At 43.9% G+C, this 14,966-nt stretch carries 10 protein-coding genes; 7 read left to right on the forward strand and 3 right to left on the reverse strand.

The features are described 5' to 3' along the window. Positions 1-3: 3 nt before the first annotated feature. Entirely contained in the window at positions 4-4,485 is a 4,482-nt protein-coding gene (locus tag HPS56_RS03840) for a translocation/assembly module TamB domain-containing protein (protein WP_172274110.1), read from the reverse strand. 742 nt (positions 4,486-5,227) lie between these two features. Here HPS56_RS03840 and HPS56_RS03845 point away from each other — a divergent pair. The 6 genes from HPS56_RS03845 (at position 5,228) to nqrF (ending at position 11,168) form a co-directional block, all read left to right on the forward strand. Continuing rightward, a complete protein-coding gene (locus HPS56_RS03845) occupies positions 5,228-6,577 on the forward strand; it encodes a Na(+)-translocating NADH-quinone reductase subunit A (RefSeq protein ID WP_172274113.1) in 1,350 nt (449 codons plus the stop codon). A 65-nt stretch (positions 6,578-6,642) separates the two neighbouring features. Continuing rightward, positions 6,643-7,800 (forward strand): NADH:ubiquinone reductase (Na(+)-transporting) subunit B, encoded by a 1,158-nt coding sequence (locus HPS56_RS03850; RefSeq protein ID WP_172274116.1) that lies wholly within the window; start codon positions 6,643-6,645, stop codon positions 7,798-7,800. A gap of 15 nt (positions 7,801-7,815) precedes the next feature. Further along, entirely contained in the window at positions 7,816-8,541 is a 726-nt protein-coding gene (gene nqrC / locus HPS56_RS03855) for an NADH:ubiquinone reductase (Na(+)-transporting) subunit C (RefSeq protein WP_172274119.1), read from the forward strand. 92 nt (positions 8,542-8,633) lie between these two features. Then, complete coding sequence (locus HPS56_RS03860; RefSeq protein ID WP_172274122.1) at positions 8,634-9,260, forward strand: NADH:ubiquinone reductase (Na(+)-transporting) subunit D; 627 nt, start codon at positions 8,634-8,636, stop codon at positions 9,258-9,260. Positions 9,261-9,263: 3 nt separating this feature from the next. Next, complete coding sequence (gene nqrE / locus HPS56_RS03865; RefSeq protein ID WP_172274125.1) at positions 9,264-9,890, forward strand: NADH:ubiquinone reductase (Na(+)-transporting) subunit E; 627 nt, start codon at positions 9,264-9,266, stop codon at positions 9,888-9,890. Between the two features lie 6 nt (positions 9,891-9,896). Continuing rightward, positions 9,897-11,168, forward strand: a complete 1,272-nt coding sequence (gene nqrF, locus HPS56_RS03870; protein WP_172274128.1) for an NADH:ubiquinone reductase (Na(+)-transporting) subunit F — start codon at positions 9,897-9,899, stop codon at positions 11,166-11,168. 168 nt (positions 11,169-11,336) lie between these two features. Here the strand turns inward: nqrF and HPS56_RS03875 are convergent, their stop codons facing one another. Next, positions 11,337-12,110, reverse strand: coding sequence for a TrmH family RNA methyltransferase (locus HPS56_RS03875; protein WP_172274131.1), 774 nt, complete (start codon positions 12,108-12,110; stop codon positions 11,337-11,339). Between the two features lie 137 nt (positions 12,111-12,247). Between HPS56_RS03875 and tamL the strand changes: the two genes are divergently transcribed. Next, positions 12,248-14,482, forward strand: coding sequence for a translocation and assembly module lipoprotein TamL (tamL, locus tag HPS56_RS03880; RefSeq protein WP_440130281.1), 2,235 nt, complete (start codon positions 12,248-12,250; stop codon positions 14,480-14,482). 9 nt (positions 14,483-14,491) lie between these two features. Here the strand turns inward: tamL and HPS56_RS03885 are convergent, their stop codons facing one another. Beyond that, positions 14,492-14,938, reverse strand: coding sequence for a hypothetical protein (locus tag HPS56_RS03885; protein ID WP_172274134.1), 447 nt, complete (start codon positions 14,936-14,938; stop codon positions 14,492-14,494). Positions 14,939-14,966 lie beyond the last annotated feature (28 nt).

Here is a 14,966-nt window from a genome sequence, read left to right on the forward strand (position 1 = left end):
GGGTTATTTCTTTTTCCTTTTTCTTTTCAGACTGAACAGGTCGTTTATGCTGTTGAAATCCTTTTTCATTACGACACCGATACCCTGTGTGTTGAGGCTTGACTTTGTGAAATACCTGTCGTTTGTTTTGTTGTATACCTTTAATGCCAGGTTTCCGTTAGGCAACAGCAGGTAGCAGACATCGAAGTCGCCTACGAAACTGCTGTTTGCCGTGGTTGAATTGTCGCGGTAGCCGAACTGTCCGTTTATGAGCAGCCTGTTGTTCAGAAGCCGTCCGCTAAGGAGTCCTTCGTATTCGGCATTGTTCCATCCGTCATCACCGGTAGAGATATTTGCGCCGAAGTTCCAGTTGTTGCTTTTTATGACTGTGTTGAGCACATTGTTGATTTGGCCTGACAATGTTCCTGATAGGAGGCTTTGCATTGCAAGTGAAGTCTGACTCTGCTTGTCTTCCTGCGCTGTGGCATTGTTGTTTCCCTGAGGATAGAACCGTCCGATACCGAGAAGGTATATTACCTGTTGGTTCATTTCATCCTCGCTGTTTATGAGGTTACGTATCATTTGTTTTTCGTCTGTGCTTACTGTTGGTAGGTCGAGGTCGAAGCTTACCACAGGTTTCACAGGCTGGCCTCCGATGTTCATCAGACAGTTCACACGTGTGGAGTTGTTTGAGAAGCTGTTGCCCATGTTGAGGTCGGACAGATATACTCCGTTCACTGTATGTACGGCCTGAAGGTTAAGTTCTGCATCGTAAGGATTTCCTTGGAAAACAATAGTTCCACCGTTGTTGAAGACAAAGTTTTTCTTGATGATGTCCTGTATGGTTATTCCGTATGTGCCGCTGGTCACGGTATATGTTCCGAACATCGAGAATGTTCCTTTATTGTAGTATGACGCACTCAGTGCTCCGTTTCCGTTGAGTGTGATATAGTCGTTTGTACGTGAGTCCATCAGCAACTTTATTGTCAGATCTGGGGTGCAGTCTATACGGAAGTTTATCTTAAGGTCAGAATCAAAATCCACAGGCATGAATATGTTGTGTCTTGACAGGCTGTCGTTTTGTGAGGCCTGCACTGTGCTGTTGTTCTCTTGTTCTGCATGAGAGATATTCCATTGAGTCTCTTCGTATTTGGGTGTGATGTCGTTCCATTGTATGAATTCCTGGTCGCTGATGTAGTCGGTTATTGAGGCATTGTATACAAATGTAGAATTCTCTTCCGGTGTTATTCTTACCTTCATGTTCAGTTCTCCGCTACGTCCTTTGAGGCTGACGTCTCCCGAACCGAATATTGTTCCATAGAAAGTGTTTCCTCCGAAGTTATTGAAATTATAAACAAGCAGTTTGTCTGCCTCGATATCGATGTCGTACGACAGTCGTGAAAGGTTTCTGTGATGTATGCCTCCGCTTACATATCCTACATTATTATATATATCATATATCGGGGCATGTTTCAGAATAATGTCATTTGGGACTAATCTGACGGTGTCGTCTCGCAGGTAATACTTGCAGTTTAGGGCTTTGAGTGTCGTCTCTCCGTTGACTACCAGTTGTCCTGTCAGGTTTATTCCGTTGAGCGGTCCTGCAAGGGTCACTTTCCCTTTGGCCTGTCCGCTTACATTCTCCATGAAATTGTTTGTGAACGAATTCAAGAACTCTATATGTGTTCCTTCCGCATTTATTCCGAGGTCAATATAGTTGCGTTCCGGAGATACATATCCGTCGATAAACGTCATGGCGTCAGGACCGTCGTTTGTGATGGCGTTGATGTCTATCTGTTTTTTATCCTTGTTCCATTTTACTCCGGCGTTTAGTATGCCCATGCGTCCTTGCTCGAATTTGAAGTTGTCAATTGTCAGTATTGCATTTGCATCCATGTTTCCGAGCATGGCCGAGACGTATGCGCGTCCGCTGGCTTCTCCGCTGAATTCTACTGAATGGAAGTTTATAAGGTCGAGCATATAGCCGACGTCTATGCCTTTCAGGTCGGCGATGATGGAGTCGCCGGGATTGTCTGATGCCGTTCCGTTTACTATTATATGCTGGTTGTCGTGTTTTATTGTGAAGTTCTCTATGTCTATATGTCCTTTCCTGTATGTTATGTCGGACGGACACACTTCCCATACGGCATTGTTGACATTTATATGCGATGGTTTCACGTTTATTCTTGCTGTCTGTCGTCTGTTGTCGTCAAGGAAGAACTGCGACATCAGGTTTATCTCTCCGCTTTGTTTCTTTCCGTTCTTGTCTTTGTCTGATGTCTGTTTGTTCCAGTTTACGGATGTAAACAGTTTGTTGTCTGTCGCATATCCCGATAGTCTCAGATCCATCATGTCGCTGTTGTCCATTGTCTTTGTCGTGCTTGCTGAATAATATATCGAGCTTTCGTTAGACGTGATGTTTATCGTTCCGTCTGTATATTGTTTTTCGTTGATACGGATGTCAGGGGCGTTGCAGTATAGAATCATTTTCCTGGTAGCGTCGTTCACGAGTCCCTTTATTCTTGCCGGTTTGTTTATCTTGATATTCATTCCTGCAAGTTTTCTTATCGGTTCCGTGTTGAGTATCACGGCATCTATTTTGAATGCGTTTCTTGCCTTTGGGTCTGTCGGTGGAAGTCCCGGAATGGTGGGCAGCTTGTTGCTTATGAAATTGATGATGCTTTTTCCTATCGTTGAATAATCGAAATAGCCGATAAGCTTTGCATTACAGAAGTCACTGCTTATGTCGAGGTAATGCTGGCTTTCTTTGTATCCCGATGATATGTCAATCTGTCCGATGACATATTTGTCATCGTTTTCGTCCATGGTAAAGTTTCCTATTGTAAGCGTTCCCACCGCGTCATGGATGCTGCTTGCCTTAAAGTCTGCGTTCAGATTGGCGGAGAAAAGGGTATTCCCCCATTTTCCCGATATGTTTGTCGTTGCAAAGTTGGCATTCTCCAGTCTGGCATTCAGTTTTATTTGTTTCTGCGTGCCTTTTTTCCCTGATGAGGCGATTTCTCCTTTGGCAGTGAACGTTATGTTTGGGTCGTTTATGGAAATGTCTCCTGTAATGTCAGACGGATTATAGTTTCCGTTGAATGCTATGTTACTGTATGTATACTCGTTATAGTCAAAGTGTGTTACCGTTCCTTCTGCCTTTATTGTTTTTCCGTTCAAATTTCCGCTTGCATTGATAACGGCAGAAAGGTTTCCAAGTTTGCTGTTGTCTGTCAATGCCTGCAGGTTGATGTCGTCTACTGTAACATTTCCTTTGAAATTATTGTCTGAAAACATTGACGCGTCAATGGATGCGTTGCCTATGTCGGTCATGATATTCGCATTTGCATTTATTCTGTCTCCAGATGTTCCATTTGCGGCGGCGGTCATGTTGACGTTTCCAAGTTTATTCAGTGTCTTTACTATATCCGGGGCCAGCCCTTGGGCCTTTTCCGTTATGTGGCCGATAAATTTCTCATTTATGTTAAGCATTGGAATATTGGCCTTCCATGCAAAGGCTTTGCCGTTTTTACTTATTCTTCCACTGGCCTTCATTTGCATTTTACGGTTACTCCACAAATTCAGCCGTGATATTTCTATCTCTTTGTCTGTTCCGTGTGCGTAGGCCTCGACAAGGAACCGGCTGTCTATCCCTGTAAGCTGTTTTGCGAATGGCGCTAAGTCGGCCGGAGTGATTGTGGAATTTTGCATTGATGCTTCAAACCGCAGTGTTCCGGGAATGATGCCCTTGTCATTCTTTTTATAGGCGGCGGTGATGTTGCTGATGTTTATTTCTGTATCGGATAAGTTCAGACAGAGGTTTTCCAACCTGGCTCGTGTTTGTCCGGCAACGAGCGAAAACGACAATTTCCTTACCTTTAGTCCTGATTGTTCCTCTGCAGACAGTTTTTTTACCGTAAGATTAACAGAATCGTCCTTAAGTGCTTTCAGTGTGATGTTCGCGCTTATTTCAGACAAGTTGATATGATGGGGTGAGAATTTTCCGTTCACCGGTGCAATGTCGTGCCTGTTATATGCAACGCTTCCGTGCCTTATGATAAGGGAATTTATTTTCAGATTGAGTTGTGATTTGCTTTCTGGGTTCTTTGATGAAAGCGAGTCAATCACAAACATGTAGTTTGGGGCTTCTTTTGCCGATGTTTTATAGAGATTGACCTTTGTTGAAAATATCTGTGCCGAATTTACGGTTATCTTTCCGTTGGCAAGGTCCGCCAGGCTTATTTTTGCCGAAAGGCGTGCGGCCTTCAGCATTTCCTTGTTTTTCCGGTCGTAGATTATCACATCGTCGATGATAATCCTATTCAGAAGTCCGAGGTCTATTCTGCCTATAATGACCTTTGTCCCTAATTTCTCCGCAATTTCAGAGGAAATGGCTGTCCCTAACGACTGCTGTATGGCCGGAATATGGAGTAGTATCATTATAATTGCATACAGACCTATTACAGTCCATATTAGTCCGCTGATTAAATGTCTTATTACTTTCAAAACCGTGTAACAATTATTTTGAGAACTGTGTATAAAAGATGCCCTGTCTTTATATTTTAGCGCAAAATTACTGAAATTCCGTGAAAATTCCGAATGAAACTTAAGAAAAGTGGCGGTAAAACTCTATTGAAGGATGTAATGTGATGGTGGAATATACTGTTTTGTATGCTTGGTAAAACCATGGTTGTGTGTCTTATATGTAATAAAAATTCATAATGTTTCCCGGTGATGTTTTCCTGTTGATTGCGTATTTTGTAATATATTGATATACAGGGTGTTAACTATTGGCAGAAGTTCGCCGAAAATGAATAGCCTGTTCTCGTTTGATGAATAGGCTATTCACGGTCGATGAACATGCCATTCATCAAGCATGAACATGCTATTCACCGGAAGAGGATTTTACATATAGTGTGATATGTAAATAGATTTCAAAAAAATGCGAAGTACAGGATTTTTTTGTATTGTAGAATCGGCAAAGTTGAATTTATTTGGCTTATAAATCATGTTTTTGAAAAAATATTTTGTTTATACATCATAATTGTTATTTTTTTCGTATTTTTGCATGCTGTAAGCATGTATGTTGATATTCTTTTCACTTATCTGTGTTGATTTATATATAGTAGTTTCAGGCGTGTGACATTTCGGTATTTTATTTTGATATGGCAGGTGAAAGGTTGTGTGATGCTTTATTGAGAAGATAATTTTTATGTAACTATTCAAATTCGTGTCAAATAATTCGTTTATGGCAAAAGTTTTTAATTTGCGCAGAGGTCTTGACATTAATCTTAAAGGCAAAGCGGAGAGAAAGCTTATAGGACTGAAACCGAACGGACATTATATGTTGCGTCCGGCGGATTTTCATGGCATTACTCCGAAACCCGTCGTTAAGGAAGGTGACAGGGTGAAGGCCGGTGACGCGCTGTTTGTAAACAAGGACTGTCCGGATGTGAAGTTCTCGTCTCCGGTTAGCGGTGTGGTGGCATCCGTGCTGCGTGGTGAAAGAAGGAAGCTGCTTGGAGTGAAAGTCGATGCCGACAATGTGCAGGAGAGCGTTTCTTTCGGTGTGAAGGATGTTGCCGCGCTCACGGCCGGTGAAGTCAGGACATCGTTGCTTGAAGCAGGTATCTTCGGGTATATCAACCAGTTGCCTTATGCCGTGTCGGCCGATCCGTCGTCAGAGCCTAAGGCAATTTTTGTATCCGCGCTTCGCGACAAGCCTCTTGCGGCTGATTTCGAGTATGAGCTTGAGGGACAGGAAAAGGACTTCCAGACAGGGCTTACCGCCCTTTCCAGAATTGCCAGGACCTTTCTCGGCATCGGTGGAAAGCAGACGGCATCGGCGCTTACATGTGCAAAGGATGTGGAGATAAATGTGTTTAACGGTCCGTGTCCGGCCGGTAACGTCGGTGTTCAAGTCAACCACATTTCTCCAGTGAATAAGGGAGAGACAGTGTGGACCGTGGAACCGACGGTGGTACTGTTTATCGGCCGTCTGTTCAATACCGGACATGTGGACCTCCACCGCAGGGTGGCCTTTGCCGGTTCGGAGGTGAGGAAGCCTGCATACGTGGATATGCTTGTCGGACAAGAGCTTGCAACATTACTCTGCAACAGTATCAGTGACGAATCCAAGGTGAGAATAATAGACGGTAATGTGCTTACCGGTGTTCCTACGGACAAGAACGGTTATCTTGGCGCTCATACATCGGAGATAACGGTAATTCCGGAAGGCGACAATGCCGATGAGTTTGCAGGATGGATAATGCCGCGTTTCAGACAGTTTTCCATGAGCCGTACGTATTTCTCATGGCTGATGCCGAAGAGAGAATATGTGCTTGACGCACGTGTGAAGGGAGGTAGCCGTCATATAATAATGAGCGGTGAATACGACAAGGTGATACCGATGGATATTTATGCCGAGTATCTCATAAAGGCAATCATTGCCGGAGACATCGACAGGATGGAACAGTTGGGTATCTACGAGGTGGCGCCGGAGGACTTTGCATTGGCAGAGTTTGTCGACAGTTCGAAGCTTGAGCTTCAGAGAATAGTCCGCGAAGGCCTTGACATGCTTAGAAAGGAAAACGGCTGAAACGGATTATTTTAAAGTGAGTCAACAATTTTATTCGGTTGATGTATAAACAATGAAGTAAAGAGATGAGTATATTGAGAAATTATCTTAATAAGATAAAGCCCCATTTTGATGACGGGGGAAGGCTGCATGCTTTCAGAAGTGTGTATGACGGAATGGAAACATTCCTTTATGTGCCGAACAATACGTCAGTAAGCGGAGTGAACATACATGATTCAATAGATTCCAAAAGGATAATGAGTTTTGTGGTGATTGCTCTTTTACCGGCACTACTGTTCGGTATGTATAATATTGGATATCAGAATTATATGGCTGCCGGTGAAATGGAAACTGTATCGTTCGTGAGCGTGTTCGCTTATGGTTTCCTGGCCGTACTGCCAAAGATTCTGGTAAGCTATATAGTGGGGCTTGGCATCGAGTTTGCGTGGGCACAGTGGAAAGGCGAAGAGATACAGGAGGGGTTCCTCGTGTCCGGAATATTGATTCCTCTTGTTGTTCCTGTGGGATGTCCGCTTTGGATGCTTGCGGTTGCGGTTGCATTTAGTGTCGTGTTTGCCAAGGAGATTTTCGGAGGTACCGGCATGAATATATTTAATGTCGCCCTCGTTGCCCGTGCGTTTCTGTTCTTTTCTTATCCGTCAATGATGAGCGGTGATGCTATATGGGTGGCTGACGATAAGATTCTGGGTCTTGGAAACGCGTTGCCCGATACCTTTACGTGCGCCACACCGCTTGCCCAGGCGGCTCAGGGAACGGAAATTCCATATTCGATGTCTGATATGGTGCTCGGTTTCATACCGGGAAGTATCGGTGAGACCAGTGTCATAGCCATTGTTATCGGTGCATTTATATTGCTTGTCACCGGTGTGGCAAGTTGGAAAACCATGCTCAGCGTGTTTGTAGGCGGTGCTGCCACCGCATTTGTTTTTGAATCGGCAGGAGCTTCCGCTATACATTGGTATGAGCATCTTGTGCTTGGAGGTTTTGCTTTCGGTGCGGTGTTTATGGCTACTGATCCTGTTACCAGTGCACGTACGGAGAAAGGCAAATATGTGTTCGGTCTCCTTATAGGTTTTATGGCTATACTCATACGTGTTCTTAATCCAGGTTATCCTGAAGGCATGATGCTTGCAATCCTGTTTGCAAATATGTTTGCCCCGCTGATAGACTATTGTGTGGTGCAGGCCAATATCTCGAAGAGAATGAAACGTTTAACCCGTTGAAAACACCTGATAGTTATGACAGAAGAGAAAAAGAGTGGTTTGAACACCAATTCAAATCCATACATTATTATATATAGTTCAATATTGGTGATTGTTGTGGCTTTCCTTTTGGCTTTCGTCTCACGTTCGCTTAAGCCGGTTCAGGATATTAATGTCGCCTTGGACAAGAAGAAGCAGATATTGGCATCGTTGAATATCCGCGGCCTTGATGATGCGGCATCGGCAGAGAAATACTCACAGGTTGTTGTGGCAGACATGATCATAGACGAGCATGGCGACACGCTGGCTTCCGGAAGCAAAGGCGGTGAGAAGGATGCCTTCGTGCTCAACAGTGCGTCATATAAGGCAGGTAAGCTGGCGCTGTTTGTATGCAATGTTGACGGACAGACCAAATATGTCGTTCCTGTCTACGGTATGGGACTCTGGGGAGCGATATGGGGATATATCGCCATAGACAGCGATAAATCAACGGTTTACGGAGCTTACTTCAACCATGACAGCGAGACCGCCGGACTTGGTGCAGAGATAAAAGACAGTAAGGCGTGGCAGGACCAGTTTATAGGAAAGAAGATTTTTTCCGCCGGTTCTGACGATGTGGCGTTGAAGGTATTGAAGAAAAGCGATGTGAAGGATCCCGTTACCCAGTGCGATGGAGTTACAGGAGCAACACTTACATGTAATGGTGTGAGTGCGATGCTGGAGGAGGGATTGTCTAAGTATAAGGTGTTTTTATTAAGATAAACTGCAGGCCTGATGCGGAAGCGTAATTGTTTCGGTTATGCTGAGGCGGGGCGTTTATTCAAAATGAAGTTTAAAATATAAAGAAAAAGAATATGGGCAAGATATTTTCAAAAGAGAATAAAGAGGTGTTTGTAAAGCCTCTCAGTCTTGACAATCCTGTATTGGTGCAAGTTCTTGGAATATGTTCGGCTCTTGCTGTCACATCACAGCTTAAGCCGGCCATAGTGATGGGGCTTGCCGTGACAGTTATTACCGGATTTTCAAACGTCATCATATCCGTGATACGCAAGACCATACCGACGCGTATAAGAATCATTGTTCAGCTTGTTGTTGTGGCGGCTCTTGTAACAGTCGTCAGTCAGGTGTTGAAGGCGTTTGCATACGATGTGAGTGTTCAGCTGTCTGTCTATGTAGGACTGATTATAACCAACTGCATCCTTATGGGCCGCCTTGAGGCCTTTGCCATGATAAACAAGCCTTTGCCGAGCCTTATAGACGGCATAAGCAATGGTCTTGGATATGCCGCCATACTTGTGATGGTAGGATTTTTCAGGGAATTTTTCGGACGCGGAACCGTTCTCGGCATTCAGGTGATTCCTCAAAGCGTGTATGACGCAGGATATGTCAATAACGGTTTGATGACCATGCCTGCCATGGCTCTGATACTTGTCGGTTGTATAATATGGATTCACAGGGCTTATTTTTATAAGGAGGATTAATTTATGGAGCATATTATAAGTTTGTTTTTCAGGTCCATCTTTGTGGACAACATGATATTTGCGTTTTTTCTCGGAATGTGCTCATATCTTGCGGTGTCGAAGAATGTGAAGACATCGCTTGGCTTGGGTATTGCCGTTACGTTTGTGTTGCTTGTCACTGTGCCGGTGGACTATATCCTTCAGACCATGGTTCTTGGTCCGGATTGTATCATCAGGGGTGTTGACCTTTCGTATCTTAGTTTCATACTGTTTATTGCTGTCATTGCAGGTATTGTCCAGCTTGTGGAAATGATAGTTGAGAGATTCTCTCCGTCGCTTTATGCCGCGCTCGGTATCTTTCTTCCGCTTATTGCGGTAAACTGTGCCATTATGGGTGCGTCGCTTTTCATGCAGCAGCGTATCGGCCTTGACCCGGCCAACAGCCAGTATATAGGCAATATATGGGATGCCTTGGTATATGCCGCAGGTAGCGGAATAGGATGGACGCTTGCCATTGTGTCGATGGGGGCCATCCGTGAGAAGATGCAGTATAGCGATGTGCCTAAGCCGCTTCAGGGCTTGGGTATTACTTTTATCACTGTCGGCCTTATGGCTATGGCAATGATGTGTTTTTCCGGTTTAAACATTTAATTTCTTATGGGACAGTTTATATTAGCAAGTATACTTGTGTTTCTTGTCACTATATTGTTGCTGGTGATTATCTTGCTTATGGCGAAGAAATATCTTACTCCTGGCGGCAATGTGACAATAACCATCAACGGCGACAAGAAGTTATCCGTGCCGCAGGGGGCAAGCCTTATGTCTACCCTGACAGACAATGGAATATATCTTCCTTCCGCATGTGGCGGAAAATCATCATGCGGACAGTGTAAGGTGCAGGTGCTTGAAGGCGGAGGCGAAATCCTTGACTCGGAAAAGCCTCATTTCACACGCAGGCAAATCAAGGACCATTGGCGTTTGGGGTGCCAGTGTAAGGTTAACGGAGACATGGGCATAAAGCTGCCGGAAAGCGTCATGGGAGTGAAAGAGTGGGAGTGTACTGTCATCTCGAATAAGAATGTGTCGAGCTTTATCAAGGAGTTTATCGTCCAGCTTCCTCCGGGAGAACACATGGATTTCGTTCCCGGCTCATACGCTCAGATAAACATTCCGGCTTATGACTGTATCGACTATGACAAGGATTTCGACAAGGCGGATATCGGTGAGAGATATGTCTCGACATGGGAACATTTCAATATATTCTCGTTGAAAGCACATAATCCTGTAGATACGGTGCGTGCTTATTCCATGGCAAACTATCCCGCTGAGGGTGACCGTATAATGTTGACGGTGAGAATTGCCACCACTCCGTTCAAGCCACGTCCTGAAGTAGGTTTCATGGATGTGCCTACAGGTATCGCATCGTCATATATTTTCTCGAGAAAACCAGGCGATAAGGTGATAATGAGCGGTCCTTACGGAGATTTCCATCCCATATTTGACTCTAAGAAGGAGATGATATGGGTTGGTGGAGGCGCCGGTATGGCTCCGTTGCGTGCACAGATTATGCACATGACGAAAACTCTCCACACCCGAGACCGTGAAATGCATTACTTCTATGGTGCACGTTCGCTCAGTGAGGTGTTTTATCTTAACGATTTTCTTGAGCTTGAAAAGGAATATTCAAATTTCCATTTCCATCTTGCTCTTGACAGGCCGGATCCGGAAGCTGATGCGGCAGGAGTAAAATATACCGCCGGCTTTGTACATCAGGTTATGCTCGACACATATCTGAAAGACCATGAGGCACCGGAAGATATAGAATACTATATGTGCGGTCCTGGTCCTATGTCGAAGGCGGTTGTGAATATGCTTGACAGTCTCGGGGTGGAACCTTCTTCCATCATGTACGATAACTTCGGGGGATAGGTTTATTATTTCCGTATATAAAGCTATAAGGTCGCTGAAAACTTTCAGCGGCCTTATAGCTTTAATATGGCATGGCGGATTGTTGTAAGCGAATACGGTTGCCTGTCGTATAAAGTGTTCATAATAAAAACAGTGATGAAACACTTGTCAAGTCTGTCGCTTCTTATATTATCTTCTTCTGAATTCGGAACAGGTGATGGCTGTTGCAATGGCTACGTTCAGGCTCTCTGCTGTGTCACCGCTGTTGAAATGAGGTATTAACAGGTGTCTGTTTACGAATCGTCTTACATTATAAGAAATTCCATTTCCTTCATTGCCCATGATAATGATGCCGTTGCCGGTCAGTTCCTGCCTGTATATGTCGGAGCCGTCGAGAAGTGTTCCATATATAGGAATTGACGGACTCAGTGAACATAGGAAAGATACGAGGTCGGTATATTGGATGCAGACATGTGCAAGGCTTCCCATTGTGGCCTGCACCACTTTGGGGTTATAGGCATCGGCGGTATCATTGCTGCATATTATATTGTCTATGCCAAACCAGTCTGCAATTCGTATTATCGTGCCGAGATTTCCCGGATCCTGCACACCGTCAAGAACAAGTACGAGATTTTCTGACATGTTGCATGGCGGAATGATATTGTTGCTTTCATACAGGTTTTCTTTGGGAATCCGGAATGTTGCAAGTACCTGTTGTGGATGTTGCAGGAAACTTATCTTTCTGAGTTCTTCGTCTGTAACTTCTATGATGTCACTTTCCGTTGAATGACTGTTATCATTATTCTCCAGCCATTCTTTTGTTGCTATGATTGTTTGCGGAGCATATTTTTTGAACATCTCACTTATGATTTTCGGGCCTTCGGCAACAAATAGTCTGTTTTTTTTGCGGCCTTTTTTATGTTCAAGTGATTTTACTGTCTTTATGAGGTTCTTACTGAGCATAGATGTAAACTAATGTGTACTTTAGTATAAAAAAATAAAGAAACTTGCGGCAAAGTTACAAATAATGTTTTAACTTTGCAATCCAAAATATGAAATTAATGTGCAATATCCATACGGTCTTGGTCAGGCATTTTTGTATGATGTCAATATATTTTGTATTGGCATTGTTGTTGACGGCATGCTCTACCACAAAATTTGTGCCGGACGGAAGCTATTTGCTGAATAAGGTTGATGTGGAAGTGGAAGGCCGGTATCCCGATATAAACATTGGACAGATGAAGTCATATTTGCGCCAGCACGCAAATTCAAGATGGTTTTCCACACTTAAAATACCTCTTGCCACTTATTCTCTTTCCGGGCGGGATACGGCTAAATGGATTAACAGGACACTCCGCTCCATAGGTGAGGCTCCGGTACTGTATGATTCTGTGCATGCGGCCATGTCTTGTGATGATTTGAGACGGGAGTTGCAGAATGAGGGATATCTTTCTGCATCGGTGGATGTCGGAACAGAGATAAAGGGCAAGAAAATAAATATATATTACAGGCTCCGTCCGGGTTCTGCCTATTATACAGGCAAGGTCCGGTATGTCATTGCAGATAAGGAAATAGGAAGGCTTCTTGAAGAAAATGATGTCCTTGCCCGCAGGCTTAAAAGTGGACGAAAGTTTAATGTGCTGGAACTGGATAATGAGAGAAAAAGAATTACGGGATTTCTTGTAAACAACGGTTATTATAAATTCAACAAGGAATTTATATCGTTTGTTGCGGATACGGTTGCCGGAAGGAAACAGGTGGATGTGACACTGTTGCTGCATAAGTTCCGTACAAATAGTGTTAAGGATTCTGTTCATCCGCGGTTTATAGTCAGGAATATAAAGTTTCATAGCAATGATGCGGCGGATTCAGTCATAAAACTCCGCCATAGTGTTCTCGAAGCCAATAATTTTGTGACGCCCGGAAAATACTATTCTGCATTGGACCTTAGAAAGACATACAGCCACTTCGGACGCCTGCAGGCGGTGAAGTATACAAACGTGTCTTTCACGGAACTTATAGGCAACCGGTATATAAACAGTATGGAGGAAAATGTGCCTCACATGCTTGACTGTAATATATATATAAATACCAATAAGCCGGGTTCGATAAGTTTCCAGCCGGAAGGAACGAATACGGCGGGAGATCTTGGTGCGGCCGCATCTTTGACTTACCAGAACAGAAACCTTTTTCATGGTTCAGAACTGCTTAGCATAGAGTTTCGTGGAGCATACGAGGCGATAAAGGGGCTGGAGGGATATGCAAATGATAATTTTGAAGAATTCAGCGTGGAGACATCGCTGATGTTTCCGCGGTTTATTGCTCCGTTTCTTTCCCGTGGCTTTAAACGGAGAAATCTTGCCACATCGGAAGTGTCTGTGATGTATGACCTCCAGAACAGGCCGGAGTATCACAGGCGCGTTCTGTCACTGGCATGGCGTTATAAGTGGAATGATGCCAATCATCATGACAGGTATAATGTCGATTTGCTGGCCATCAATTATGTTTCCATGCCTTGGATTTCTGATAAGTTTAAAAAGGATTATCTTGAGGATGAGACAAACTATAATGCAATCCTCAGATATAATTATGAGGATTTGCTTATAATGAAGACCGGTTTCGGTTTTTCATACAATAACGGGCGTTATGCAATAAAGACAAACATGGAGACTGCCGGCAATATTTTAGGATTGGCCGCACGAATGTTCAATGCTCCTAAGAACAGTCTCGGACAGCGTGAGACTTTCCTCGTGGCTTTTGCGCAATATGTGAAAGGGGATGTCGACTTTACACGCAATATTGTGTTTGATTATAACAACTCACTTGTATTCCATTTCGGTTTTGGAATAGCATGGCCGTATGGCAACAGCAATATCCTTCCTTTCGAGAAAAGATATTTTTCCGGAGGCGCCAACAGTGTGAGAGGTTGGGGGGTAAGGTCGTTGGGGCCTGGCAAATTCCGTGGTACGGACGGCAATATCGACTTCATTAATCAGACTGGAGACTTAAAGATTGACGTCAATCTGGAGTACCGTGCACATTTGTTCTGGAAGTTTAACGGTGCTTTGTTTATAGATGCAGGAAACATCTGGACACTTAGAGACTATCCTGACCAGCCGGGTGGAAGGTTTAAGTTTACGTCTTTCTATAATCAGATAGCTGTTGCGTATGGTCTCGGCATGCGCCTTAACTTTGACTTTTTTATCCTTCGTTTTGATATGGGAATGAAGGCGGTTGATCCGGCCTATACGACAAAGAAAGAGCATTATCCTATAGTGAATCCGAAGCTCAGCCGCGATTTTGCTTTCCACTTTGCCGTGGGGTTGCCGTTCTGACGGTGCGGTTTATCTGTAGGGTGTCAGATTCCGGTTGTTTAGTTCTGCAAGCCATGAATCACCGTGTTTACGGAAAGACAAAACGAATGTGGCTTTGTCCGTTATATGTCCTGGGCGTCCGATAGTATCTAACTCCATAAAATCGGATACCTCTATTTCCGCTGTTCCTGTGGTCTTGTCTTTACTGACAACAATGTTTCTTATACTGACAGACGCCCCTTTTTCTTGTGAGCGCAGTATTTCAATGTCATTTTCATGGATATTTGATGCGGTAAAGAGTATATGCTTTTTGCTTTCTTGAGTGCAAAGTGTTGAGGCTTTATGTAAGTCGTAGTTAAAATATGCTGTTGCAAAGTCTGAAACTGCGGATTCTAATTGTTCTTCGTCACTGCTTTTGCTGCAGCAGGCTAATATAGCTGCAAGGCATATAAATATGAACGGTCTTGTTCTTCTCATCGTTGTTTGCTTTATGTATATCTTATAT

The sequence above is a fragment of the Xylanibacter muris genome (assembly GCF_013166605.1).
GTDB classification, from domain to species: domain Bacteria; phylum Bacteroidota; class Bacteroidia; order Bacteroidales; family Bacteroidaceae; genus Prevotella; species Prevotella muris.

Excerpts from the sequence above, each read along its gene's own strand:
- HPS56_RS03845 (WP_172274113.1), top strand. The coding sequence starts at position 5,228 with ATGGCAAAAGTTTTTAATTTGCGCAGAGGTCTTGACATTAATCTTAAA.
- HPS56_RS03850 (WP_172274116.1), top strand. The coding sequence starts at position 6,643 with ATGAGTATATTGAGAAATTATCTTAATAAGATAAAGCCCCATTTTGAT.
- nqrC (WP_172274119.1), top strand. The coding sequence starts at position 7,816 with ATGACAGAAGAGAAAAAGAGTGGTTTGAACACCAATTCAAATCCATAC.
- HPS56_RS03860 (WP_172274122.1), top strand. The coding sequence starts at position 8,634 with ATGGGCAAGATATTTTCAAAAGAGAATAAAGAGGTGTTTGTAAAGCCT.
- nqrE (WP_172274125.1), top strand. The coding sequence starts at position 9,264 with ATGGAGCATATTATAAGTTTGTTTTTCAGGTCCATCTTTGTGGACAAC.
- nqrF (WP_172274128.1), top strand. The coding sequence starts at position 9,897 with ATGGGACAGTTTATATTAGCAAGTATACTTGTGTTTCTTGTCACTATA.
- HPS56_RS03875 (WP_172274131.1), bottom strand. The coding sequence starts at position 12,110 with ATGCTCAGTAAGAACCTCATAAAGACAGTAAAATCACTTGAACATAAA.
- tamL (WP_440130281.1), top strand. The coding sequence starts at position 12,248 with ATGATGTCAATATATTTTGTATTGGCATTGTTGTTGACGGCATGCTCT.
- HPS56_RS03885 (WP_172274134.1), bottom strand. The coding sequence starts at position 14,938 with ATGAGAAGAACAAGACCGTTCATATTTATATGCCTTGCAGCTATATTA.